The sequence below is a fragment of the Pseudooceanicola spongiae genome, from assembly GCF_014899185.1.
In the GTDB taxonomy this organism is placed as follows: domain Bacteria; phylum Pseudomonadota; class Alphaproteobacteria; order Rhodobacterales; family Rhodobacteraceae; genus Pseudooceanicola; species Pseudooceanicola spongiae.
In genome coordinates this window covers 2,080,182-2,102,008 of the sequence record NZ_CP045201.1, presented here as the reverse complement: position 1 = coordinate 2,102,008, position 21,827 = coordinate 2,080,182, and the positions used below count along the sequence as shown (strand labels likewise).

Sequence of the window (21,827 nt, the reverse complement as noted above, 5' to 3'; positions counted from 1 at the left end):
TCGCGCATGCCTGCGGCATTGGCGGGATCGTTGCGCTTTGGCGCTTCAAGAGCGGACCATGCGGCGATGGCTGCAATCGCGCTTATGGCGGCGAACGTGTGCCATTTTGGGGCAGGTGCTTCGGACATGGCGGCTCCTAGCGCGGGACTGAGATCTTGCCCGTCCAGGCGTCGAACTCGGTGATCAGGATGTTGAATTTAGCGAGGGCCTGCGCATCGCTGTGCAGGTCGGCGCGGCTGAGAATGTTGCACTGGTCGCGCAGCCATGCTGCGGTGAAGTACTCGGTGAACGGGCTGTCGCAGCCGCATTGCTCCGCTGCGAAACGCTGGAAGCGCGCATCCTTGCAGAGCAAGGCAGCCTGCGTCCCGGCGGGCAGATCTGTGAAGGCGGGGCGTCTGGCGGTGCGGGTCATGCCTGCACCCCCGCAAGAGCGGACAACAGCGGCCACACGATGTGCCGCCAAACTGCGAAGCCAGTGCCGTAGAACAGGATCAGGCTAGCCAGCACGATGAGGATGCGCTGCGAGCGGACCGAGCGGCCGGCAAGGGAGTTCAGCGTCCGCTGCCATAGTGACAGGGTTGTCGATGTCGTGCTGATCGGGTTGCCAGACATAGGGATCTCCATCGGCCAGCAGGACATGCGGCCGTCAGCGCTGAAGTGCGCCGGTTGAAAATGATGGATGGAAGAGGGGCCGGGCGTTTACGCCTCGGCTTGTGCGCCTTCGAAGGTCATCGTGTGCGCGGCACGCTTCCAGGCGCGGAAGGCGTCGGCTTCGTCGGCCCCGGAGGCGCTGACGCCATGCAGGCTGATCTCGAACAGGTGGAGCGCATGGGGCGTTTCGGGCGGCGCGTCATAGCGACCCCCGGTCTCGACGATCTCGCTGACCAACGCGTCGCGCTGACCGGCGATGTCCAGGCATTCGAGGTTGGTCAGGAACGCGGCCAAGCGGTTGTGCAGAGCATCAAGCGTCATGCCGCACCTCCGCTGGTCCGCCGCGCGATGATCTCGGCGAGACGCTGCTGGGTGCGCTGGCAGTGGGGCTGGATCTGTTCAGCGACGGTGCCAACGGCTGGCATGGTCTGACCGAGGGTGCGACCGCGGGCGGAGATGGTTTGAACGTGTTGGGGTATTAAGCGAGCGAGCCGGTTGGGCGCGATCTCTTGGCCATGGGCAGCCTTGGCGGATGCCCAGTTTGCCGCTCTGGCCGCAGGGGAGCGCGCGATCAGATCAGTGGTGCAGATGTGGGCGTAGTAGTCGGCGAGGGTAGGGGGATGCATCTGAGGCTCCATCATGTGATGGAGGTGAACAATATGGTATAAAAATACTATGTCAATTCAGGATTAGTAAAAATATACTACTTCCGAGCCCTCGTGTCAGTGCTTGAAAGCGATTCTGATATATCTAGGAGAGCTTCTCCATAGCCTAGCAAGCGCCGACGCTGCTCTGGAGAAAGCCTTTTAACTAGGTCCAATATCTCGGTCTCTTCCGGGACAGGTTTCTCACGCATGAAGTCTTCGTAGGTCGTCCCTAAAGCTTGGCAGATCTTTTCTGCAGTATCGATCCTCGGGTTTCGGTTCTCACCCGATAGCAATTTTCGGATAGTTGCACTGCTCAAGCCCGCTTTTATGGCCAGGCCAGCGGGCGTCAGTTTCGGGTCCTCATCGATCAGCTGGCGCAGTTTCTCTGCGAAATCTCTTTGCGTCATCCCGGTATTATCATCCGGGCCATCGCTGCTGAGTAGCGGATTAAAATCCCTTGACTGATGTGGGATTAAAATACTAATCGTATTTTCTATGGAACAGTTCATCAACGATGTGATCGCATCAACTTCATCTGCATGGGTGGTTCAATGCGCTGGCTCTGGAGGCGTTGTCACTTGGGAGCGATGGATGAAGCCGAAGTCGGCTCCCACATTCAAGCTCGCTGATCACATGCGGTTACACATCACAAAAAACCAGCCTGCCTTGAGCATAGAGGTGTCCAAGCGTGGCGGCTCATGTGGGTGTCTGCAGGCTTTCAATTTCATCTTCCGCCCCCAATCAACCGACCGCGCTTGGATAGGTTTTGCCCCACAGGGCACGACTTGTCCCGCGAAACCGTCAGGAGAGTTTCCCCATGCGTAACGTACGCCCTGCGTCGATTCAGTCGGCGGTCCAGTCCTCGATGAGAGCCGGGGGCGGCCTTGAGGCCGTCGCCAATGATCTCGGCGTCGGGGTGTCTACGTTGTCCCATGGCACCGAGTTGTCCGAACAGCGTCCCGGCGGGTTGGGCGTGAACTACCTCGACCGGCTGGGGCGGATCTCGCCGAAGGCGGCGGTGCCGATCGCGCAGCACTTTGCAGCTCTTGGTGGCGGGGTGTTCCATCCGCTGGAGGTCGAGGGGCGGCTGGCCTCGGACATCTACCAGATCACGCGGGACTTCTCGGATGTGCTGCAACGCCATGGCGAGGCACATTCGGCAAGTTCGGAGAACCCGCAGGATTACACCCCTAAGGAGGCGTTGGCGCAGGTGGTTGAGATCGACAAGATGGTCTCGGCCGCGATGCACTTTCGCGCGGCGCTGCTGGCCAAGGCCGGGGTGTCTGTGGTCTCGGCGCAGGCGCGTGGCCAATGACGGCGGCGCTGGCGATGGTTTCGGAGCGCCCGGAAACCGACACCGACGATCTGAACAACACCCGACCCGACTGGCCCGAAGATTGGGCCACGCGGCGCGAGGCCGGGGATGCGGTGGCGTGCCAGCGGCTGTGGCAGGCGATGCTGATGGCCTGCCTGCGCGACGCGGTCGAGGATCTGCTGAGCCCGCGCCTCAAGCCGACCCCGGCACAGCGCAATCTTGGGATGGCGCCTTCTGGCTGGATCCACAGCCGCGATTTTTACATGACCTGTGCCCTGGCCGGGGTCGAGGGCGAGGCGGTGGCGGCGCTGGTCGATCAGGCGGTGGCGCGCCCCGGCGGGCTGGCCGATCTGGCGGCGCGCCTCGCCACATCCACCCATTTGCACAGCGTCTTCATCCGCCAGCGCGCGGCCTGACGGCGCGCGCAAACGCATCACAACAGCCCGGTGAGCGGGCGAGAGAAAGGAGGACAGGCATGTCGATCAACGATGTCAGCCCGGCCAAAGGACAACGCGGACAGGCCCGCATGCAGGCAATTTGCGACAGCTGCATGCAGGAGGAAGTGTTTCCCTGCGCGCGGGGCGATTTTGCGGAGGCGCGGCGCAAGCTTGGCCTGCGCGGCTGGGCGGAGGTCGGCGGCACGCTGCGGTGCCCGACCTGCGAGGCCCGGCGCCGCGCGCATGCGGTGGTGCCGGTGACGGTGGCTACCGAGGCGCCGCCCAAGCCGACGCGGGAACAGAAGCGGCAGATCATGGAACTTCTCGGCGAGAGCTACGACACGACAGCGGGGCGCTATCGCAAGGGCGACACCGATGCGGTTGTCGCCGAGGTGCTGGGCTTTCCCCAGCGGCCCGGCTGGGTGGCGCAGATCCGCGAAGAGTTCTTCGGCGCCGACGGTGGCAATGACGAGATCGCCAGCCTGAGCGCGCAGATTGCGGCGCTGCAAGCGGCGGAGACAAAGCTGGAGAAAGCCCTGGCGGAACTGTGCCAGGAGCGCGAGGCGCTGCACCGCGACGCCGCCACGATGGCGGCCAGCCTTGCCAGCATCCGCGCGGCGGTTGGCCCGCAAGCTCTGCGCCGGGCGCAGAAGGGGGCGGCATGAGCCTCGCGCAACTTAAACCTACCGGCAGCGAGGATCTGGAACAGTACCCGATCGCCTCCGGGACCCGGCTAGAGAGCCACTACTACTTCAAGTTCCATCATGACCGCTGGCTGAACTCGGACTTCTTCCTGCTGACCTCGGCCAGCGGTGATTGGGATGTGCAGGGTGTCGCACTGGCGCTGCGGTGCCGGGCACAGGAGCAGGACCCGGTCGGCACCCTGCCGGTGCGCCCGGTGCTGATCGCCGCGCTGCTGAGCATGCCGCTGCAAACATGGGAGAGTTTCTCGCGCCGCGATCCGTCGCCGCTGGACGGCTGGCGCACCTGTCTGGTCGGCAACACGGTGCGCCTGATGCACCCGGAGGTCACAGAAGTCGCGCTGGATGCCCTAGGCCAGCGCGACAAGGCCGCCGACCGCGCCGCCGCAGATCGCGAGCGGCAGGCCATCACCCGGCTGCGCAAGACGGTCGATGCCATGGGCATGGGCAATATCGCCGGGCAGGAGCGCTTCCTTGTGGGCCTGCATCGCTGGCTGGATGAGGCCTATCCGGCTGGCAACCGCACCAGCCCGCGCATCCTCGAAGGCGTCGAAGCCCTGACCCGGCAGACCTCGGCGCGGTTCTGAGCGCAGTCCAACAAGTCTGTCCCATTCTGTCCGTCGGACAGAACTGCTCACAACCTGACAGAACTACGTGCGTTCTGTCGTCTGCATGAGAGGAGATAAGAGGAAAAGAAATGAAAAAGAAAAGAGAACAACGCAACGCCCTCCATTCAGCGACAGGGCATGTGGATAACTCGGGATCTGGCAGAGAAAGGGCAGGGCCATGACGCAGCACCACACCACAGAGGCCGCGCAAGCGGAGGGCGAACGGGCAGAGAGCAAGCGCGACCGGGTGCGCCGGTTGCTGCTGCGACCTTTGGCAGAGATCGGCTTTCGCTGGCCGAAGGGGATCAGCGCCGAGGAGGGGCAGCGCCGCCTCGACCGGATCGCCGACGATCTGGCCTATCTCGGCGATGACAACCTGATCCGGGTCTGCAGCACCCTGCGCAGCAAGGGCGAGGGCAGCGGGCGCTGCTTCTGGCCCGCCCATGCCACCTTCGTCGCCTATGGCCAGCTGGCGCAGCCGCGCCCGCTCAGCGAACTGCCCGGGCTGGCGAGCTGGTTTGGCAGCGCCGCCGGTCGGCAGGCCGAGGCGGGCGGGCGGCTGGTGGCGGAGTTCCGGTTCTGGCTGCACAAGCACCGCCCGCCGATGAACGACGGCGAGCGCCGCCTGATCGTGAGCCGGGCGGGCGAGATGCGGGACCGGGTGGCGCGGCTGCGGGATCGCCTCGATCACGGCCTCGCGGTGGATCCGGCGGAGGAAGCCTGGCTCGCGGGTTACCAGCGCCACGAGGTGCAAGCGCGCGAGATGATCCGGGCCGCCGGGGCAGAGACAGGCGGGCAGGCGGCATGACACAGCAACAGAAGGGCAGGGCGATGCAAAAGAAAGACCGGGCTGGAGAGATGGGGACGCCGAGCCTCGCGGATTTGTGCCGGCCACTGTCGGCGCGGGTGCAGCCGGAGCGGCTGACTTGGTCGGAGGGGCGGATGGGCCGCGCGAACGAAGCTGTGACGCGCGCCCGCGCACGCGGCCGGACCCGGCTCAGGAGCGCCAAGCGGGATCCGGACTGGCAGGATCCGACGCTGGCAGAGGACATCATCGACACGACGGGCAGCAAAGGGGGTGCAGCATGAGCGCACGGATCTCGACACAGCAAAGGGCAGAGCAACGCGAGGCAGAGGCGGTGCGGATCGCACGGGTGCGGGCGCGCGGCCATGTGCCCGACGCCTGCGGCAGCGAGATCCCTGAGGCGCCGGCGCGCGGTGCCTTCCGGGTGGTCGAGCCCGTCCAGCACGGGCCGGATGGCACGTCGCGCCCCTCTGGCTATCGCGGGCGCAAGGCTATCCGCGAGATCGACGCCTTCGATCGCATGGCGGTGCAGGCGCTGCGGGCGGGCAAGCCGCATCCGCTGACGGCCAGCCAGATCGCCATGGGCCGGTATTATCGCGATCTGACAGAGCGCCATGCGGCCTCCGGCATGCGGGGCGCGCGCTATGACGGGCTGGTCGGCGGTTCGGGGAGCGGCGGCGCAGGTGGCGGCTACATGGATGCGGTGATCCGCGACGGCCGCCGTCTGGCGCTGTTGCACGCCCGCATCGGCAGCGGCGTCAGCCTGAAGGTGCGCCGGGTGCGCCCCTCTGTGCGCGGCACCCGGGTCAACATCCCAGACCGTCAGCTGGTCGATCAGATTTGCCTGAGCGAGCAGTCGGTGTCGGAGATCCTGGAGCGGGCAAACTGGGCGCTGAGCGGGACCGCGCGGCGCAGCTGCACCGAGGCTCTGGCCGAAGCGCTGGAGCGCATGATGGGCCCGGCGCGCGGGCAGGTGCTGCAGGTGGCGCACTTCGGCGATGGGCCGCAGTCGATCTGGGCCGCCTGAGGGCGCGCCCGACCGGGGGGGTATCTGAAAATCTGGGCGAAGACACGTTGACCGGTTACATAACAGTTGTTTTCGTACGCGCCGAATTGGAGAAAAAAGACCACTTTGGAAGAGGTTAGGGAGTGGGTGAGCCTAAGAAACCTGCTGCTCTCGTGCGGATTTTCCACTTCTCCCCTGCTGTTTAGTTTCCCCGAGCCAGTTCTCTAATCAGCAAGGCGGTGTGCTACGGCGGCCGGGCAGCGAGCAGCGTGGACTTGCCGCGATTTCGCAGGGACGGCTTAGTCCCAAGTTGCCGGGTCCAGTCGGAACAGCAGGGCAAGCTCTGCGTAGACGGCGGGCTCGAGGCGTTTAACCTCCTGCGGGGTTTCAAAGAAAGCCTCGACCGCGACGGCGAAAAACTCTTCCTGCCCCTCAGCCCCGTAGGGATCAAAGACCGTTTTGCGGCCCGCCTCGACATGCTGGACGTGCTGTTCGTAGGCAGTGACGAAGCTGTGTCGCCATTTGGCGAAACTTTGATCTGCGGCCAGATTCGGCACACCGTCGGTATGGCCGGACAGGTCGTCGATCTGGTGGGCGAATTCATGCAGGACGACATTGTGGCCGTCATGGTCATTTAGGGCGCCCTGCTGGCTATGCGCCCAGGACAGCACGACCGGACCCCGGGACCAGCTTTCGCCGGTGCGCACGGTTTCGCGTTCGGTGACGACATAGCCCTCATGCCGGGTCTGCCGTGATTTGAAGGCGCCGGGGTAGATCAAAATTGTGCTGAGATGATCGTACCAGGTGTCGGTGTTGACCACCAAAAGGCAGGCTTGCGCGGCGATGGAGAGTCGCATCTCCTCGGTCACCTCCAAGCCGTTGCAGCCGGTAAATTCGATCTGGTTCAGGAAGGCGTTGATCTTGCCTTCAAAGGTCGCGTGCAATTCGGGCGGGAGCTTGCGGGCAAGGGGGACCTGCTCGGCGATGATGGCGCGCTGAGGTGGCGTCAGGGCGGACGCCAGTAGGTTCGCGCGGGCCCGATGTCTCGACCAGTGCCGGATGGCGAAGCCGCCTGCGAGTGCGATCAGAAAAACGAAAACTGCCATGGAAAGGGTCCCTTGATGGCCGGACACGACTTGCAACAGCTAGATAGTTTTCGGCTCGAAACAACCAGCGGCATCCGTCCAGCTTCGATGCGCCGACTCCGTGTTGTCGTGGCGACGTCCGACCAGGTCACCAGCTGCAACGGCGATCATGTCTTCGAGGGACCGGATGTCGAATCATGGCCAATAATGGCCAAAGGCAGGCGGCGGTTGTCTGGGGCAAGACATTCTGCTGCCTTCATGAACGTGTTGCAGGAGCGCAGAACAACCTCGGCTATGATTGAGATCATGCGAAATTTTGAGCGTCGATTTTAGGTCGAATATGCTTGTGAGAAAGGGTGAGTGCCGTAAAAACCTTAGGCAATGTCGAGGTTGCAAGGTGCCAAGATGAAAGACGAACTGACGGTTGGTGAGATGGCCAAGCGCTCTGGTGTGGCCGTGTCGACCTTGCACTTCTACGAGACGAAGGGGCTGCTGAGGGCGCGCCGCACCGCGGGCAATCAGCGCCGTTATCCTCGTGATATGCTCCGCCTTGTCGCGATCATCCGTATTGCGCAGCGGGCGGGCGTTTCCCTTGCTGAGATCAAGGAAACACTGTCGTCCCTGCCGGAAGACCGCGCCCCAACCGCTCAGGAATGGCGTCGGTTTTCCGCGGGCTGGAAAGATCAGCTGCAGGAACGCATCACTGCGCTCACGCAGCTGCGCGATGACCTGCAAGGCTGCATCGGCTGCGGATGCCTGTCGATGAAAGTCTGCCCCCTGCGCAATCCCTCCGACGTGCTGGCAAAGGCGGGGGCTGGGCCGGTGCTGCTGGACTAAGGGCTCGTCAGTCGCCTGTAACCCGGTAGCGCTTGCAGATTGCCCGTTCAGTAATGCGGTAGGTCCGGAAGCCCATCGTCTCGTAGTAGGCTTGCCCTTCGACATTCGTGGCACCGATGAAGGCTTCCATATTCTCTAGGCCGGCCTCGCGTGCGGCCTCCCTCGTGGCCTCGAAGAGCCGCGATCCGACACCGCGGCGTCCTGCAAGCGGAGAGACATGCGTGCCAATGATGCCCCATCCCACCGGGATGTCGTAGGGGTTGCCCTCAAAGGCTGTCTTCAGCGACTGAAGGCCGAGCAGCGTTCCGGTATCGTCGAACGCCAAAGAGCAGCGGACGCCCCCGATGGGGGCAATGTAGTTGCTCAGCACGAAGGCCTCATCCGCTGGTAACGTGCGCTTTCCGGCAGCGACGAGTTGCATCAGCATAGCGCTCATCGCGGGGGCGTCGGTTTCTACAGCGGTGCGGATTTCCATGGGGCCGTCCTTCATATTGGTCAGCCCCTGTATGCCGCATGGTCGCGCCGTTCGCAATTTCGATCCCGCCGGCCAAGGAAGTGCCTTTTGAGTTGGTACTTGCTCCAGCATGAGAACCAGATTTGGAGACAGTTTCCCCTCGAGCTCAACCCAGTTTTGACAGGGGTATGTGGTCGCGATGTCCGTGAATAGTCGGGTGTAATCAATAATTTATTTCGCATCCCATTGAGCCGAATATGTGGATAACTGACTTTTTCCGCTTTGGGTTTTCGTCGTGTGAAACAACAATGGGGCATCTTTGAACGAACGATCAGCACGACGAAAGGTGCAGCCAATGGCCGGCCATAGCCCGCAAACCCAAGCCAAGAATACCGTCGCTGCGCTCATCCGTGAGGCGCGGGCGGCTGGTTGGGTGCGGGCAAGGTTTGAGATCAGGCCAGATGGCAGCGTGACCGTCGAAGCAAACATGATCGACCAGGAAGGTGGCGACGACTTTCTGGAGAGTGAGCTGAGGATGGGCCGGTGACCAAGAAGGGCCTGCCCAAATATGTCTACGCCGATCGGGGTTATGTGCGCTTCATCCGGCGTGCCCGTGGCCTGTCCGTGATGATGAAGGAAGAACCCGGAACCCCCGAGTTCTGGGATCACTATAATCGACTTCTGAAGGGAAAAGAGCCGGCCCCGGTCAAACGGAATTTCGAAGCGCTCATCCTCAGCTATTTCGAGAGTGATTCGTTCAGGAACCGGAAGCCTCGAACCAAGTCTGACTATCGTAAATACATTGAGCATATCCGAAAGATCTGGGGCAAAAAGGATCCGGCGAAGATCGAGACCCACCACATCTACCAGCTTCAACAGGCGAACGCTGATAGCTGGCGCCGCGCGAACTACTTGGTGCAGGTGATGGTCATTCTCATGAACCATGCAAGACTTGTGGGCATTCTCAAAAAGGAACACGGCAATCCCGCCAAAGGTATCCCGCTGTTCAAACAGCCTGGAGAGGGCTGGGAGCCTTGGCCGGAAAGTGTGCGGCAGGAGTTCGAGAGCATCGCTCCGGAACGAGCGCGTCTGGTCTACGAACTCTGCATCGGTACCGGTCAGCGAATCGGGGATATTCTCTCCATGCGGTGGGATCACTTCAAAGATGGCAGCTGGGACATGTGCCAGGGAAAAACCGACAAGGCGATGTGGATCCCGCTGACCGATCGTCTGAAGTCTCACCTGTCGACTGTTGAGAAGCGGGGGCTGACCGTTGTGACGGACAGGGCCGGTCGCCCGGTAAAGTACCACTCCATTTCGCATGAGATGCGCCAAGTGAAGGCGAAGATGACCCACGAGCTGGCTGCGCAGTACGTGACGCACGGGCTTAGAAAGAACGCCACCATCGAGCTCTATCTGGCTGGATGTGATGATGAGATGGTCAAGTCTGTGACCGGGCACTCAGGTGTCGAGATGCTGAAAAAGTATGGCGGCAAGATCCGCCAGCGCGTCCTGGCAACTCAGGCGCAAGAGGCGAGAAACCGCATGGAGCAGAGTAAGAACGGAATGTGAAAGTTTCAACGCTTGTTTCAAAACTCACGCTTTCAAACGCGGAGTATGAGCTAAGTCGTTGAAATAATTGGAGGCGAGTACCGGAATCGAACCGGTATACGCGGATTTGCAATCCGCTGCGTCACCACTCCGCCAACTCGCCATCCGTGATGTGTTTGAGGCGTTTATCCGAACCTGAAATGGAGCGCAAGAGAAAGTGCTCCGGAACGCAAGTCCTGCCATTGATCTGGCGGTAATTGCCCGCAGCGCCGGTGAAAATAATCCTCCGCTCAGGCGACGTAGCAGGAGGTCATATAGCCGATCACCTGATCCACGATGGCGGGCCTGACATGGACGTTGTCCTGGCCAAACCCGGTCAGGCCGAGAGTGGTGATGATCTCGTAGCTGGGAAAATAATCGACCTCAGGGAATTCTGTCGCGGCAAGCTCGGCGACGACGCGCAGTATGGATTTCGAATAGGCATTGCGGATGGTCGCGTCCCCGCCGGCGAAGGTGACCTGCAGAGGCACGGGCGAGACGGTCAGCACGACCTTGCGGCGGCCACCCTCGATCAGGTGCTCAAGCATTTCGAAGACCAGCGCCTGGCACTGGCTCAGGGTCAGTTGCCGGAACAGGAAGCGGTGAGGATGCTCTTTCAGTAAAGTGTGGCTGGGCGCCTCGTTCAGATAGACTTCGGCGTCGTTGTCATACCAAGCCTCGACCAGCCCGAGGGTGACCACGACGATGCCGGAGGTTTCCAGCCCCGCCGCGTAGAGGTCGCGAATTTGCTGGCGCCGCTCACGCCCGCGTCTTGCGGAGACCGGACGCGATCCGGTGGCGAGCAGGCAGTCGAGCACGGCGTTCCCGGCAACAGGATAGAGGCCCTTGCGGTCGACAGGGGCGCCGATGCCGCGCACGCATTGCAGCATGGTGCCGGGGTTGTACTGGTTCAGAATGCGATTGGGCTCGCCCGGCGCCTCGTCGTTGGGGGCGGTGAAATGCGCTGTGGGCACCTTGAGCCCGCGCGCCAGAAGGGCCTTTTCGACATTGCGCGCAAAGCATGAGCCGATGGTAAACACGCTCTCGCCCGGTGCCAGGGCGAAGCTGGGAGTGACCTTGGGAAAGATCATGCCTTCCCGCCAGCGCGGATCCTCGCGGTTGGGATACTTGCGGACCTTGTTTTTCAGCGCCCCAGAAAATGCCTCTGCCCCTGCGATGTCGGTCACGTCCCTGCCTCCGGCTGTGGCCGCGGCGATCAGCGCTGCGGTCTCTGTGGCTCAGGGGTACGCGCGCTTGGTTAACAAACGCTCAACTGCGGCGCGACCTGTCAGGCCAGGGCGCTGGCGGGCCCCTGCGCGGAGTGACCTGGGGCTGGGCAAAACCGTTGCCGTAAAGTGTTTCTTAACGACAAACCGTGAAAGCCTTACATACCGGCGTTGCTGTGGCCTTTTCATTGTGGCAATACCACTACAGAGTAGATTCTGAACGGAAGAGTTTAGTTATGACCGACTATGCTGCGCGCCGTACGATGATGGTTGATGCCCAGGTTCGACCATCTGACGTGACCAAATTTCCAATCATCGAGGCCATGCTCGCGGTGCCCCGCGAAATGTTCGTGCCCCAGGACCGCAAGGAAGCGGCCTATCTGGGCGAGAACGTGACCATCGGCGCCAATCGCGTGCTGCTGGAGCCGCGTACGCTGGCCAAGATGCTCGACGCGCTGGATATCCAGCCGGATGAGCTGGTGCTGGATCTGGGTGCGGGGCAGGGCTATGCCGCCGCCGTCATGTCGCGGATCGCCGAGGCGGTCATTGCGGTTGAAGAAGACGCCGACATCGCCGCCGACAGCCAGCAGTTGCTGAGCGAGCTTGGCGCCGACAATGTGGTGCTGCACGAAGCGAAACTGTCGGAAGGCGCGCCGGAACATGGCCCCTACGACGTTATTCTGCTGGAAGGCGCTGTCGAACATCTGCCCGAGGCAATCACGGATCAGCTGAAGGAAGGTGGCCGCATCGTCGTACCCTTCGCCGAGGGTCACCTTGGCGTCGTGCGCGTGGGCTACAAGATCGACGGCAAGATCAGCTGGCGCTTTGCCTTCAACGCAGGGGCTCCGGTCTTGCCGGGCTTTGAGAAACACGCGGTCTTTACGCTCTGATCCTGCGGGACGGCGCAACACCGGGTTTGACGGTGACAGGGCTGGGCGAACCGGTCGAACGAGGAATGGATAAAATGGCGAAACGAGCAGAGACCGACAGTCGGTGCGCTGGGAAATCGCAGACCATTAAGGCAATGCTTCGCAGGGCGTTGACCGGGTCTGCAATGGGGTTGGCTCTGATCGCCATGCCGATGGCTGCGACCGCCGAGAACCTGGGACAGGCGCTGGCGGATGCCTACAACAACAGTGGCCTGCTGGAGAAGAACCGCGCGGTTCTGAAAGCAGCGGACGAAGACGGTGCACAGGCGCTTGCCAGACTTCGGCCGGTTCTGTCGTGGTCGGCGGGGCTGTCGCACAGCTATGGGCGCACCGATACCGGACGCCCTCCCTCGGTCGTGACCGAGAGCAATGGCGCATCGGCCACTCTGACGATGTCGCTGCTGCTGTTTGATTTCGGGGCCACTCGTCTGTCGCTGGATGTTGCCAAGGAAACGGTCCTGCTGACCCGTCAGCAGCTTGTGTCGATCGAACAGCAGATCCTGCTGCGCGCCGTCACCGCCTATATGGAAGTGCGCCGCGCCACGGAAAACGTCTCTCTGCGTCAGGCCAACGTCGGCCTGCTGACCCAGGAACTGCGCGCGTCGCGGGATCGCTTTGACGTGGGTGAAGTCACTCGCACAGACGTGTCGCAGGCGGAGGCAGCTCTGGCCGCATCGCGCAGCGGTCTGACCTCGGCAAACGGTGCGCTGATCCAGGCGCGTCTGGAATACGAGGCCGCCGTTGGTCACACGCCCGGCACGCTGGCCCCGCCATCCCGTCTGGGCAGTGTCCCTGATTCGGAGCAGGCGGCCATTGCCATCGCTCTGCAGAACCACCCCAGCATGAACGTTGCCCGCCGTCAGGTCACCATTGCGGAGCTGCAGATCGCAGCCACGGACGCCAGCCTGAAGCCGTCCCTGAACCTGTCCGGCAGCTACGGCCTTGAATCCGACCTCGACAGCGAAGCGCATGGCCGCAAGGGCTCTGTCTCGCTGGGTCTGTCCGGCCCGATCTACAGCGGTGGGGCTCTCGCCTCGCAGCAGCGTCAGGCAATGCTGAACAAGGAACAGACGCTGGCCAACCTGCATGTGGTGTCGCAGGATATCCGTCAGGCTGTCGGCAACGGCTTCTCTGGTGTGCGGATCGCTCAGGCGGCCACCATCGCCGGCAACGAGCAGGTGAGTGCGGCCAAGGTCGCCTTTGAAGGCGTCCGTGAGGAAGCCACGCTCGGCTCACGCACCACGCTGGACGTTCTGACCCAGGAGCAATCGCTGCTGGACGCCCGTACGACCTATCTGTCGGCGCAGGTCGATGAGGTTCTGGCGCGCTATGAGCTGTTGTCCGCCATGGGCCTGCTGACGGCGCAGGACCTGAAGCTGAACGTCGATATTTATGACCCTGCGGCCTATTACAACATGGTCAAGAACGCCCCGATCGGCATTTCCAAGCAGGGCCGTCAGCTGGATTCCGTTCTGCGCCGCATCGGCAAGAACTAATCTGACGGGATCGCATTGTTGAACCTGCCCTCTCACGATAGACTTGGGTCCGAGTGAGAGTGGTAGGAAAACATGTCAGACCCGGTAACGAACGTCCCGATCGAGGACGTCCTGTCGTCCATCCGTAAATTGGTTTCTGAAGAAGTGCGGGCTCAGGTCACGCCGCATGCGGCATTGCTGACCCGCACCGTCCAGCCGGGGCAACCGGCTGGCAAACTGATTCTGACACCGGCTTTGCGCGTGGTGGAAGGCGATGTTTTCCGCGACGATTTCGGCGCCGAGGACGAGATCATTGCGGGCTTCGCCGAGGATGCAGAGCCCGAGGACGAAGACACCAGCGCCATCGTCCTGCGGCCCTTTGCAACGCTGTCGCGCCTGAGAGACCGGGACGCGGCGCAGTCCCAGCCCACGCCTGTAGCCGGTGACGTGCTGTGGGATGCCGAGGAAGCGGGCGAAGCACCTGTCGCCGCCTCGCACCGGATGGGTGAGGAGGACAGTGCCGAGACCACGGACCGGCGTGCCCCGATCAGCGACATCCCCACCGATCTGCTTGCGCACCAGACTCCACAGGATGACGGCGACGACGCCCTGCGCGATCTGGTGACCGAGATCCTGCGTCAGGAGCTTCAGGGCCCTCTGGGAGAGCGGATCACCCGCAATGTGCGCAAGCTGGTGCGCAGCGAAATCCAGCGCGCGCTGAACGCCCGCGATCTGTAAATCCGCGAAGGGCTGGCGTCAGAGGCGAACCTCCTGCGCCAGCTCCAGCACTGCGTCGAGGTCCATATGGGCCTCGATATGGGCGGCGAGGGCATCCAGCGTCTGCTCGACCATCGCGTCGTAGCCGGGCTGGGATATTCCGCCGATTTCAGCCAGATAGGCGGCGCGGAAGGCATCAGAGGTGAACAGCCCATGCAGGTAGCACCCGCGCACCAGCCCATCGGCTGAGGCGGCGCCTTCCGGTCTGTCGCCCAGCGTCAGCCACGCACGGCCGCAATCAGGGCCGCTGGTTTGCCCGAGGTGGATCTCATACCCCGACAGAGGCGCGCCGCTGGCAATGTGGTGCGCCTGCGACAGGGCGAGGCGCTTGCCGGGCTTCATCACCGTTTCAATGTCGAGCAGGCCAAGGCCCTCAGTGCGGCCCGGGCGCCCCTCTATGCCCTCGGGGTCGCTGACACCGCGCCCCAGCATCTGATAGCCGCCGCAGAGCCCCAGAACATGGCCGCCGCGCCGCACATGCGCCTTCAGGTCGATGTCCCAGCCATTGGCGCGAAACAGCTCCAGATCCGCGATGGTGGATTTCGAGCCGGGGATCAGCACCAGTGCCGCGTCGCCGGGAAGGGGGCGTCCGGGGGCGATGATTTCGACAGTGATGCCGGGTTCGGCTGCGAGGGGGTCGAGGTCGTCGAAATTGGCAATCCGGCCCAGCCGGGGCACAACGATCTTCAGCGCGCCGTCGCGGGTACGGTTGCGGCTGTCGAGGTCCATGATGTCTTCAGCCGGCAGGCGCCAGGCCTCGGCGAACCATGGCAGCACCCCGAGGGGGTGCCAGCCGGTGTGTTGCGTGATCGCCGTGACGCCCTCGTCGAACAGCCGCGGATCGCCGCGGAACTTGTTGACGGTAAAGCCTTGAATGCGCGCGTTATCCTCAGTCGATAGCACTGTGTGCGTGCCGACGATCTGGGCAATGACGCCCCCGCGGTCGATGTCGCCGATCAGGATGACAGGCACATCTGCGGCCTCTGCAAAGCCCATGTTGGCAATGTCACCGGAGCGCAGGTTGACCTCGGCGGGGCTGCCAGCACCTTCGACAATCACGAGATCCGCCGTGGCGGAAATCTGCCGGAAACTGTCGAGAACGGCGGTCATCAGCTGAGGTTTCAGACGCGCATAGTCGCGGGCGGAAGAGGTAGTGAGGCGCTGGCCCTGCACGATGACCTGACTGCCGATGTCGGTCTCTGGTTTCAGCAGTACGGGATTCATGTGGATCGACGTGGGGCGTCGACAGGCCAGCGCCTGCAGCGCCTGAGCACGGCCGATCTCGCCCCCGTCCTCGGTCACGGCAGCGTTGTTGGACATGTTCTGCGGCTTGAACGGGGCCACCGACAGTCCGCGATTGGTGAAGGCGCGGGCCATCCCCGCCACCAGCAGCGACTTGCCCACATTGGAGCCTGTGCCCTGCATCATGATCGCTTTTGCCATCGCCGCGTCCCCTGCTTGTCCCCCTTGGCTATGCCACGCGAGAGGGCACAGGCAAACGAAAAACGCGCCTCTTGCGAGGCGCGCTTTTCAACGGTCTTCAGTAACGATATTAAGTGCTTACGCGGCTTCTGCCTGTTCAGCAGCGTGACGACGTTCGCTTTCTTCGCGCGACAATGCGACCGAGGTACGAATGCCTTTGGAGACGAAGTCCATCAGGCCTTCGACAACGCGTTCGTTCGGGTCGATCCCGGCACAGGACAGAACCTCGCGACCATCGCGCGAGCGGGCCCAGCGGGCGATCTGTTCGGGGCCGTTGCCGTATTTCTTGTCATCGGCGATGGCGTCATCCAACGCAGCCAGTACAACGGCTGCGAAAAGTTTGCGTGCGCGGTTGCCCTGTTCGTTATTGAAGGCCGTGCCGTCAACGAAATCTTTCATGATCCGTCCTTGCTTATTGCTCTTGTGTTTCGGGCGTGAGGCCCCTTATGGCGAAAACGTATCGATTCGGATAGCGCGATCATGCATCCCCGATATGCGTATTTTGCATGCCTCACTTCCATGACGCGGCCTGTTCGGATCGCTTGCCACGAGCTTATGGCCGATATATAGGCTGGCCCCGAAACGGTTCAACCAGCGCAGGCGGTACGAAATGCCCAAGATCAACGGTAACGAGATTCGTCCCGGCAACGTGCTGGAACACAACGGCGGCCTCTGGGCGGCTGTCAAAGTCGACCACGTCAAACCCGGCAAGGGTGGTGCTTTTGCACAGGTCGAGATGAAGAACCTGCGCAATGGCTCCAAGCTGAACGAACGCTTCCGCAGCGCCGACAAGGTCGAGCAGGTGCGCCTCGAGCAGAAAGACCAGCAGTTCCTCTATGAGAGCGACGGCATGCTGGTGTTCATGGACACCGAGACCTACGAGCAGATCGAACTGCCCGCTGATCTGCTGGGCGAACGCCGCCCGTTCCTGCAGGATGGCATGACGATCCTTGTGGAATTCTATGATACTGAGGCGTTGCACGCCACTTTGCCGCAGAAAGTCACCTGCCGCATCGCCGAGACCGAGCCTGTGGTGAAGGGTCAGACCGCCGCCAACTCGTTCAAACCGGCGATCCTGGAGAATGGCGTCAAGGTCATGGTGCCGCCCTTCGTCGGGCAGTACGAGGACATCATCGTCAACACCGAGACCATGGAATACTCCGAGCGCGCCTGAGGCGACACCGCCCCGCGCTGGATTTTGACAGGGCCGTTTCACCGGGTAGGTGGGGCGGCCTTTTCGCATTTCAGGCGACCCTGCGCGGTCGGCGTTCCGGCAGTTTGCCGCTGGACGTGCGGGCCCCGGTTCCGGTGAGTCGGGGGCCATTTTGATGGTAGCGCTAGCGAAGCGGCGGCCGTGAAATCACTGTCATTTGTACTCACATGATCGTGATGCATGGCTAGGTTTGAAACTGCCCGCAGCACTGCTGCGGCGCAGCGCGGTCCTGATGAGGGGCCGGGCCGCGCGAAGAGCCGTTTTTGGGACGTCGGTATCCGGTCGGTATTGCGTCGGTAACCGGGCGGTGCCTGCGCGGCCCATTCAGGGGCATGGCCGCGCAGGCGGGCTGTCGCATTTGTGTGCAGAGGGCTGTGGCGATTTCGCAACAGAGCGACGCTCAGCCAAGGTCGGGATCAGTCGGTCTGGCTGACCAGTGCCTCGCCCGCCTGCATGTCAGCGCCGGCGCGATCAAAGCGCAGATAGGCGATGGCCTGCCCCTGCGCCTGCGTGAACAGGGTGCCGGCGCTCTTGCCGTTGCTGGTGATCTCAGCGCCGACGGGCGCGCTGCCACGGACCGCGACGGTGATGAGGCCTTTGCGCAGCTCGGTCTTGTGCTTCATGCGGGCCGTGACCTCTTGCCCGACATAGCAGCCCTTGCGGAAGTCGACGCCGTGCAGACGCTCGAACCCGGCCTCCAGGATGAAGGTGTCGGGCGTCAGCTCAACCCCGGTTTCGGGGATGCAGTGGGCGACGCGCAGGGCGTCCCAGTTGGTGCCGTCATCGCCGCCCGTCTCGCCATAAAGCCGCCAGCCGAGGCTGGGGTGGCGCGGGTCGGCCACGGCGCCCTCAGGCATGGGGCCGGTGCCACGGCGCACCTGCAGGTCGGTCTGGGTGATCGCGATCTTGGCGCGCAGGCGGTACATCGTCAGGCGTTGCAGCAGGGGGGCGGCCAGCGGCGTCGCGACGTCGAGCAGGATGTCATCGCCATCAGCCACCAGCAGGAAATCGGCAAGGTACTTGCCCTGCGGTGTCAGAAGGGCGGCATAGACCGCGCCGTCGTCCACGCGACTGACGTTGTTGGTGACGAGGTTCTGCAGGAAATCGCGCACATTTTCGCCGGAGAGGCGCAGGATGGTGCGTTCGCTCGCATCGGTGTTGGGTGGGGTGCCGGTTGCGGATAGGGTTTCAGGCATTGGGGACTCCCGGTTTTTTGTTGGGGCGAGTATAGCCCTCTGATCAGCGGGCGACAGGGGGTCGCGCGGAGAAGGGTTTCACGATGCGCGCAGCCATTTCGGTCATCATTCCCACGTTGAATGCCGAGGTCACGCTGCCCGGCTGTGCGGCAGGGCTGTTCGAGGGCGTGCAGGAGGGTCTGCTGCGCGAGCTGATCGTCAGCGATGGTGGCTCCGGCGACAACACGCAGGCGATTGCCGAAGAGCTGGGGGCGGAGTTTGTCCGTGCCGGGGCCGAGCGGCGCGCCCAGATGCAGCGCGGGGCCGAGGTGGCGCGGGGCGACTGGCTGTTGTTTCTGCCGCCCGAGAGCCAGTTGCAGCCCGGTTGGACCGACGCCGTGAAGGCGCATATGAGCAGCCAGATGGCGGCGGTGTTCCGGCTTGAGGGCGGGTCGGTCGCGGCTCGGCTGGCGGCGGGCTGGCGGTCGGCCTTCGGGGGCACGACGGCGCAGCAGGGGCTGCTGGTGCGCGCGCTGGACTATGCCCGGGCTGGGGGGCATGACGCCGATGGGCGGGTGCGCGTGCCCCGCCCGTTGCTGCTGAGCGCCACTGTGCGTCGTTCCGTCCACGGTTAGTCCTGCGCGGTGGCGCGGTCCTCGGCGGTCGGGCCGTCAGTCTGGAACTGCAGGTCGTGCAGATGCGCATAGAGGCCGCCGGCGTCGAGCAGTTGCTCGTGCGTGCCCTCGTCCACGGCGCGGCCCTTGTCCATCACCACGATCTTGTCAGCGTTGCGCACGGTCGAGAGGCGGTGCGCGATGACGATGGTGGTGCGCCCTTCGGCGAGACGGTCCAAGGCGCGCTGCACCACCGCTTCGGATTTCGCATCCAGCGCCGAGGTCGCCTCGTCCAGCAGCAGGATCGGGGTGTCGCGCAGCAGGGCGCGGGCAATGGCGACGCGCTGGCGCTGCCCGCCCGAAAGGTTCGAGCCGCGTGGCCCCACGGGGGAGTCGAGGCCCTTTGGCAGCTTGTCGAGGAAATCACTGACATGGGCGGCGTTGAGGACGTCGGTAAGGCGCGCCTCGGGGATGTCTGTGCGACCGAGCAGGATATTCTCGCGCAGGGTTTCGTCGAACAGCAGGGCGTCCTGGCTGACGACAGAGAAGAGCGCGCGCAGGTCGGTCAGGGACATCGCCGAGACGGGGGTGCCGTCGATGGTGACGGTGCCCGACTGCGGATCGACCAGCCGGGTCAGAAGGTTGAAGACGGTGGACTTGCCCGCCCCGGAGGAGCCTACGAGCGCGGTTGTGGTGCCGGGGCGGGCGGTGAAGGTCAGCCCGTTCAGCACCTGCGCGTCGCCGTAGCTGAGGTTTACCGCGTCGAGGCGGATCTCGGGCACGCCGCTGGGGGCGGGCACGGGATTGGCGGGCGAGGTCAGGGTGGGCTGCGCCTCCATCAGCTCCTTCACGCGTTCCAGCGCGGCGGCGGCGGCCTGCCAGACGCCGGTGACATTGCCGAGGCGGCGCAGCGGCTCAAACGCGAAGCCGATGGCGGTGAAGAAGGCCATGAATTCACCCACTGTCTTCTCGCCGTTGATGATCTCGCCGCCGCCATAGATCAGCACGCCAAGAAAGCCGAGGCCGGCCATGATGTCGATCATGCCGGGGATGGTGGCGGAACCGAGGGCGGTGCGCATCTCGGCGCGCACCAGTTTGTCGGTCAGCGCGCCGTATTGGCGGGATTGGTAGCCCTCAAGCCGATTGAGCTTGACCGGGACGATGCCGTGGAACACCTCATCCAGGCGCACGGCGAGGCGGGCGCCGAGGTCGCGCGCCTCGCGCGAGCGGGTGCGCACGAAGCGCTGCACGAACATCGAGGGCGCGACCAGCAGCGGCGCACCGATCAGCGCCACCAGCGTCCAGCGCCAGTCGACCGAGATGGCGACACCGATCAGGATGACGAGGGAGACCGCGTCGCGCCCCGCCCCTGTCAGGATCGCAGTCCAGACCTGATTGATCGCGGCGACGTCGGTCTGGATGCGCTGGATCAGGAAGCCGGGCGGGTGGGTCTGGTGGAAGCTGGCGTCCTGCGTCATCAGCCGCGCCAGCAGCGTGGTGCGCAGGGCGGCGGCGCTTTTCTGAGCGACGCGCGACAGCAGAACCTTTTGTCCGATCGAGCTGAGGGCGCGGATCACGAAGATCGACACGACGGCGGCGCCGACAAGGCCGAGGGCATTGGTGTTGCCCTGAATGAAGACGGTGTCGAACATCGGCTTCATGATGTAGCTGAGCGCACCGAGCATCGAGCCTTCCAGCGACATCAGGATCAGCGCGGCGATCATCGCAAGGCGGTGCGGGCGCAGGTAACCGCGCCAGAGCCAGGCGATCAGGACGCGGGCGCTGGTGTGGTGGCCGGTGGCGTAGGGGTCGGAGAGGCCGGGGGTGGTTTGCGCGTGACTGAGGTCAGGCGCTTTTGAGGGGGCAGCGGTCTCAGGTCCGCTCATAAGGCCCACCGGTTGCGGGCGTTGAATTCGGCCTGCAGAGTCTTGGGGTCATACTCGGTGCGCACCCAGTCCTCAAACCCGATGCCGGTGAGGCTCTGGCGTTTGGCGTAGGCATCAAGGATATGGTCGAGGATGCCGGTCTTGGTGAACTTGAAGTGGACGTATTTCGGCGACAGCATCTTGCGCGCCTCGGCGACGGGGCGGCCCTCGATCACCATCAGATAGATGGCGGAGGCAAAGCCCGCGCGGTCGGCACCGGATTTGCAGTGCATCACGAAGGGCTTCTCGATCTGGCGGAAGGCCTCGATCACCGAGAGGATCTCCTCGGCCGAGGCGGCCTGACGGGCGTAGAGATTGCGGTCGATCAGCGTCAGGCCAAGCGCGCGGCAGCTTTCCTGTTCGGTGAGGTAATGCGCCGCCCCGGCAGCCCCGCGCAGATTGAGCACCGAGCGGATGCCCTGCGCCTTCATCGCGGCAAAGCGGTCATGGGTGGGGTGGTTGGAGCGGAACACGCCCGGCGCGATTTCAAAGAAGTTGGTCCAGACACCGCGCAGCACCGCATGATCGAACCAGCGGTTGTAGATCGCGGCGCGGCGGCGGTTCTCGGGGGTGGAGAGATCGGTGTTGTAGGAGGCGCGCAGGTTGCGTTCCCAGGTCTTGATCCGGTCGACCAGTTTCATTCCCGACGTGTCCTTGTACTTCTGTTGCCTGCGGAGTGCGGCAGCGGCGCGCCTGAAGAGATCGCCCCGAGGGTGTGCCGACCCATGTAGGGGAGGGGCGGCGGCGTGGCAAGGATTTGGGCTGGGTGCGCGGCAGGAGGTGGGTTTGCCGCCTTGGCCAAGGGAGGGGGTTCTGCCAGCTTGGCTAAGGAGGGGGCTCTGCCCCCGTCGCGCGGGGCGCGCGACTCCCCCGAA

The 21,827-nt window shown here is 63.7% G+C and carries 27 protein-coding genes and 1 tRNA gene; 15 read left to right on the top strand and 13 right to left on the bottom strand.

What is annotated here, in order from left to right; translation table 11 throughout:
* Positions 1-136: 136 nt before the first annotated feature.
* The 4 genes from F3W81_RS09950 to F3W81_RS09930 all read right to left on the bottom strand — a co-directional run bounded on the left by F3W81_RS09950 (position 137) and on the right by F3W81_RS09930 (position 1,705).
* Positions 137-412, bottom strand: a complete 276-nt coding sequence (locus tag F3W81_RS09950; RefSeq protein WP_193083423.1) for a hypothetical protein — start codon at positions 410-412, stop codon at positions 137-139.
* Entirely contained in the window at positions 409-612 is a 204-nt protein-coding gene (locus F3W81_RS09945; protein WP_193083422.1) for a hypothetical protein, read from the bottom strand. The genes F3W81_RS09950 and F3W81_RS09945 overlap by 4 nt, the downstream gene beginning before the upstream one ends.
* Positions 613-699: 87 nt before the next feature.
* Positions 700-972, bottom strand: coding sequence for a hypothetical protein (locus tag F3W81_RS09940; protein WP_193083421.1), 273 nt, complete (start codon positions 970-972; stop codon positions 700-702).
* A 382-nt stretch (positions 973-1,354) separates the two neighbouring features.
* Entirely contained in the window at positions 1,355-1,705 is a 351-nt protein-coding gene (locus F3W81_RS09930) for a helix-turn-helix domain-containing protein (RefSeq protein ID WP_226941940.1), read from the bottom strand.
* Positions 1,706-2,115: 410 nt separating this feature from the next.
* On the opposite strand from F3W81_RS09930, the gene F3W81_RS09925 reads away from it, so the two are divergent.
* The 7 genes from F3W81_RS09925 (at position 2,116) to F3W81_RS09895 (ending at position 6,191) form a co-directional block, all read left to right on the top strand.
* A complete protein-coding gene (locus F3W81_RS09925) occupies positions 2,116-2,613 on the top strand; it encodes a hypothetical protein (RefSeq protein ID WP_193083418.1) in 498 nt (165 codons plus the stop codon).
* A complete protein-coding gene (locus F3W81_RS09920; RefSeq protein ID WP_193083417.1) occupies positions 2,610-3,029 on the top strand; it encodes a hypothetical protein in 420 nt (139 codons plus the stop codon). The genes F3W81_RS09925 and F3W81_RS09920 overlap by 4 nt, the downstream gene beginning before the upstream one ends.
* Positions 3,030-3,088: 59 nt before the next feature.
* The gene (locus F3W81_RS09915) at positions 3,089-3,715 is read left to right on the top strand and encodes a hypothetical protein (protein WP_193083416.1); all 627 of its coding nucleotides are present in this window, start codon (positions 3,089-3,091) and stop codon (positions 3,713-3,715) included.
* Entirely contained in the window at positions 3,712-4,338 is a 627-nt protein-coding gene (locus F3W81_RS09910; protein WP_193083415.1) for a hypothetical protein, read from the top strand. The genes F3W81_RS09915 and F3W81_RS09910 overlap by 4 nt, the downstream gene beginning before the upstream one ends.
* 199 nt (positions 4,339-4,537) lie before the next feature.
* A complete protein-coding gene (locus F3W81_RS09905) occupies positions 4,538-5,167 on the top strand; it encodes a hypothetical protein (RefSeq protein WP_193083414.1) in 630 nt (209 codons plus the stop codon).
* A 23-nt stretch (positions 5,168-5,190) separates the two neighbouring features.
* A complete protein-coding gene (locus F3W81_RS09900) occupies positions 5,191-5,448 on the top strand; it encodes a hypothetical protein (RefSeq protein ID WP_193083413.1) in 258 nt (85 codons plus the stop codon).
* Complete coding sequence (locus tag F3W81_RS09895) at positions 5,445-6,191, top strand: hypothetical protein (RefSeq protein WP_193083412.1); 747 nt, start codon at positions 5,445-5,447, stop codon at positions 6,189-6,191. Before F3W81_RS09900 ends, F3W81_RS09895 begins: the two co-directional genes overlap by 4 nt.
* 278 nt (positions 6,192-6,469) lie before the next feature.
* Here F3W81_RS09895 and F3W81_RS09890 read toward each other — a convergent pair whose 3' ends face one another.
* Positions 6,470-7,276 carry a M90 family metallopeptidase gene (locus F3W81_RS09890; protein WP_193083411.1) on the bottom strand — a complete coding sequence of 269 codons (807 nt, stop codon included), beginning with the start codon at positions 7,274-7,276 and terminating at the stop codon, positions 6,470-6,472.
* A 384-nt stretch (positions 7,277-7,660) separates the two neighbouring features.
* Here F3W81_RS09890 and soxR point away from each other — a divergent pair, with 384 nt between their 5' ends.
* Positions 7,661-8,092, top strand: a complete 432-nt coding sequence (gene soxR, locus F3W81_RS09885) for a redox-sensitive transcriptional activator SoxR (RefSeq protein ID WP_226941939.1) — start codon at positions 7,661-7,663, stop codon at positions 8,090-8,092.
* Positions 8,093-8,099: 7 nt separating this feature from the next.
* Here the strand turns inward: soxR and F3W81_RS09880 are convergent, their stop codons facing one another.
* Positions 8,100-8,567, bottom strand: coding sequence for a GNAT family N-acetyltransferase (locus F3W81_RS09880; RefSeq protein ID WP_193083409.1), 468 nt, complete (start codon positions 8,565-8,567; stop codon positions 8,100-8,102).
* A 334-nt stretch (positions 8,568-8,901) separates the two neighbouring features.
* Between F3W81_RS09880 and F3W81_RS09875 the strand changes: the two genes are divergently transcribed.
* Together F3W81_RS09875 and F3W81_RS09870 are read left to right on the top strand one after the other, a co-directional pair.
* A complete protein-coding gene (locus tag F3W81_RS09875) occupies positions 8,902-9,093 on the top strand; it encodes a hypothetical protein (RefSeq protein ID WP_193083408.1) in 192 nt (63 codons plus the stop codon).
* Positions 9,090-10,118: a site-specific integrase gene (locus tag F3W81_RS09870; protein ID WP_193083407.1), complete on the top strand. Its 1,029-nt coding sequence runs from the start codon at positions 9,090-9,092 to the stop codon at positions 10,116-10,118. The genes F3W81_RS09875 and F3W81_RS09870 overlap by 4 nt, the downstream gene beginning before the upstream one ends.
* A 68-nt stretch (positions 10,119-10,186) precedes the next feature.
* Here the strand turns inward: F3W81_RS09870 and F3W81_RS09865 are convergent.
* Positions 10,187-10,260 (bottom strand) — tRNA-Cys (locus F3W81_RS09865).
* A 127-nt stretch (positions 10,261-10,387) separates the two neighbouring features.
* Positions 10,388-11,323 carry a GSCFA domain-containing protein gene (locus F3W81_RS09860; RefSeq protein WP_193083406.1) on the bottom strand — a complete coding sequence of 312 codons (936 nt, stop codon included), beginning with the start codon at positions 11,321-11,323 and terminating at the stop codon, positions 10,388-10,390.
* A gap of 275 nt (positions 11,324-11,598) precedes the next feature.
* Between F3W81_RS09860 and F3W81_RS09855 the strand changes: the two genes are divergently transcribed.
* From F3W81_RS09855 to F3W81_RS09845, 3 genes are all read left to right on the top strand, one after another.
* Entirely contained in the window at positions 11,599-12,252 is a 654-nt protein-coding gene (locus F3W81_RS09855; protein ID WP_193083405.1) for a protein-L-isoaspartate O-methyltransferase family protein, read from the top strand.
* Between the two features lie 164 nt (positions 12,253-12,416).
* Positions 12,417-13,787 (top strand): TolC family outer membrane protein, encoded by a 1,371-nt coding sequence (locus F3W81_RS09850; protein WP_226941938.1) that lies wholly within the window; start codon positions 12,417-12,419, stop codon positions 13,785-13,787.
* 72 nt (positions 13,788-13,859) lie between these two features.
* A complete protein-coding gene (locus F3W81_RS09845) occupies positions 13,860-14,504 on the top strand; it encodes a DUF2497 domain-containing protein (RefSeq protein WP_193083404.1) in 645 nt (214 codons plus the stop codon).
* Positions 14,505-14,522: 18 nt separating this feature from the next.
* On the opposite strand, the gene F3W81_RS09840 is transcribed toward F3W81_RS09845, so the two are convergent.
* The gene (locus F3W81_RS09840) at positions 14,523-15,986 is read right to left on the bottom strand and encodes a cobyric acid synthase (protein ID WP_193083403.1); all 1,464 of its coding nucleotides are present in this window, start codon (positions 15,984-15,986) and stop codon (positions 14,523-14,525) included.
* A 117-nt stretch (positions 15,987-16,103) separates the two neighbouring features.
* A complete protein-coding gene (locus F3W81_RS09835) occupies positions 16,104-16,424 on the bottom strand; it encodes a DUF6280 family protein (protein WP_193083402.1) in 321 nt (106 codons plus the stop codon).
* A 211-nt stretch (positions 16,425-16,635) separates the two neighbouring features.
* Between F3W81_RS09835 and efp the strand changes: the two genes are divergently transcribed.
* Positions 16,636-17,199, top strand: a complete 564-nt coding sequence (gene efp, locus F3W81_RS09830; protein WP_193083401.1) for an elongation factor P — start codon at positions 16,636-16,638, stop codon at positions 17,197-17,199.
* Between the two features lie 455 nt (positions 17,200-17,654).
* Here the strand turns inward: efp and ygfZ are convergent, their stop codons facing one another.
* Positions 17,655-18,434: a CAF17-like 4Fe-4S cluster assembly/insertion protein YgfZ gene (gene ygfZ, locus F3W81_RS09825; RefSeq protein ID WP_193083400.1), complete on the bottom strand. Its 780-nt coding sequence runs from the start codon at positions 18,432-18,434 to the stop codon at positions 17,655-17,657.
* A gap of 83 nt (positions 18,435-18,517) precedes the next feature.
* Here ygfZ and F3W81_RS09820 point away from each other — a divergent pair, with 83 nt between their 5' ends.
* Complete coding sequence (locus tag F3W81_RS09820) at positions 18,518-19,048, top strand: glycosyltransferase (RefSeq protein ID WP_193083399.1); 531 nt, start codon at positions 18,518-18,520, stop codon at positions 19,046-19,048.
* On the opposite strand, the gene F3W81_RS09815 is transcribed toward F3W81_RS09820, so the two are convergent.
* Both F3W81_RS09815 and F3W81_RS09810 read right to left on the bottom strand, forming a co-directional pair.
* Entirely contained in the window at positions 19,045-20,913 is a 1,869-nt protein-coding gene (locus F3W81_RS09815) for an ABC transporter ATP-binding protein (protein WP_193083398.1), read from the bottom strand. The genes F3W81_RS09820 and F3W81_RS09815 overlap by 4 nt on opposite strands.
* Entirely contained in the window at positions 20,910-21,593 is a 684-nt protein-coding gene (locus F3W81_RS09810; protein WP_193083397.1) for a phosphatase domain-containing putative toxin, read from the bottom strand. The genes F3W81_RS09815 and F3W81_RS09810 overlap by 4 nt, the downstream gene beginning before the upstream one ends.
* Positions 21,594-21,827 lie beyond the last annotated feature (234 nt).

Excerpts from the sequence above, each read along its gene's own strand:
- F3W81_RS09950 (WP_193083423.1), bottom strand. The coding sequence starts at position 412 with ATGACCCGCACCGCCAGACGCCCCGCCTTCACAGATCTGCCCGCCGGG.
- F3W81_RS09945 (WP_193083422.1), bottom strand. The coding sequence starts at position 612 with ATGTCTGGCAACCCGATCAGCACGACATCGACAACCCTGTCACTATGG.
- F3W81_RS09940 (WP_193083421.1), bottom strand. The coding sequence starts at position 972 with ATGACGCTTGATGCTCTGCACAACCGCTTGGCCGCGTTCCTGACCAAC.
- F3W81_RS09930 (WP_226941940.1), bottom strand. The coding sequence starts at position 1,705 with ATGACGCAAAGAGATTTCGCAGAGAAACTGCGCCAGCTGATCGATGAG.
- F3W81_RS09925 (WP_193083418.1), top strand. The coding sequence starts at position 2,116 with ATGCGTAACGTACGCCCTGCGTCGATTCAGTCGGCGGTCCAGTCCTCG.
- F3W81_RS09920 (WP_193083417.1), top strand. The coding sequence starts at position 2,610 with ATGACGGCGGCGCTGGCGATGGTTTCGGAGCGCCCGGAAACCGACACC.
- F3W81_RS09915 (WP_193083416.1), top strand. The coding sequence starts at position 3,089 with ATGTCGATCAACGATGTCAGCCCGGCCAAAGGACAACGCGGACAGGCC.
- F3W81_RS09910 (WP_193083415.1), top strand. The coding sequence starts at position 3,712 with ATGAGCCTCGCGCAACTTAAACCTACCGGCAGCGAGGATCTGGAACAG.
- F3W81_RS09905 (WP_193083414.1), top strand. The coding sequence starts at position 4,538 with ATGACGCAGCACCACACCACAGAGGCCGCGCAAGCGGAGGGCGAACGG.
- F3W81_RS09900 (WP_193083413.1), top strand. The coding sequence starts at position 5,191 with ATGCAAAAGAAAGACCGGGCTGGAGAGATGGGGACGCCGAGCCTCGCG.
- F3W81_RS09895 (WP_193083412.1), top strand. The coding sequence starts at position 5,445 with ATGAGCGCACGGATCTCGACACAGCAAAGGGCAGAGCAACGCGAGGCA.
- F3W81_RS09890 (WP_193083411.1), bottom strand. The coding sequence starts at position 7,276 with ATGGCAGTTTTCGTTTTTCTGATCGCACTCGCAGGCGGCTTCGCCATC.
- soxR (WP_226941939.1), top strand. The coding sequence starts at position 7,661 with ATGAAAGACGAACTGACGGTTGGTGAGATGGCCAAGCGCTCTGGTGTG.
- F3W81_RS09880 (WP_193083409.1), bottom strand. The coding sequence starts at position 8,567 with ATGGAAATCCGCACCGCTGTAGAAACCGACGCCCCCGCGATGAGCGCT.
- F3W81_RS09875 (WP_193083408.1), top strand. The coding sequence starts at position 8,902 with ATGGCCGGCCATAGCCCGCAAACCCAAGCCAAGAATACCGTCGCTGCG.
- F3W81_RS09855 (WP_193083405.1), top strand. The coding sequence starts at position 11,599 with ATGACCGACTATGCTGCGCGCCGTACGATGATGGTTGATGCCCAGGTT.
- F3W81_RS09850 (WP_226941938.1), top strand. The coding sequence starts at position 12,417 with ATGGGGTTGGCTCTGATCGCCATGCCGATGGCTGCGACCGCCGAGAAC.
- F3W81_RS09845 (WP_193083404.1), top strand. The coding sequence starts at position 13,860 with ATGTCAGACCCGGTAACGAACGTCCCGATCGAGGACGTCCTGTCGTCC.
- F3W81_RS09840 (WP_193083403.1), bottom strand. The coding sequence starts at position 15,986 with ATGGCAAAAGCGATCATGATGCAGGGCACAGGCTCCAATGTGGGCAAG.
- F3W81_RS09835 (WP_193083402.1), bottom strand. The coding sequence starts at position 16,424 with ATGAAAGATTTCGTTGACGGCACGGCCTTCAATAACGAACAGGGCAAC.
- efp (WP_193083401.1), top strand. The coding sequence starts at position 16,636 with ATGCCCAAGATCAACGGTAACGAGATTCGTCCCGGCAACGTGCTGGAA.
- ygfZ (WP_193083400.1), bottom strand. The coding sequence starts at position 18,434 with ATGCCTGAAACCCTATCCGCAACCGGCACCCCACCCAACACCGATGCG.
- F3W81_RS09820 (WP_193083399.1), top strand. The coding sequence starts at position 18,518 with ATGCGCGCAGCCATTTCGGTCATCATTCCCACGTTGAATGCCGAGGTC.
- F3W81_RS09815 (WP_193083398.1), bottom strand. The coding sequence starts at position 20,913 with ATGAGCGGACCTGAGACCGCTGCCCCCTCAAAAGCGCCTGACCTCAGT.
- F3W81_RS09810 (WP_193083397.1), bottom strand. The coding sequence starts at position 21,593 with ATGAAACTGGTCGACCGGATCAAGACCTGGGAACGCAACCTGCGCGCC.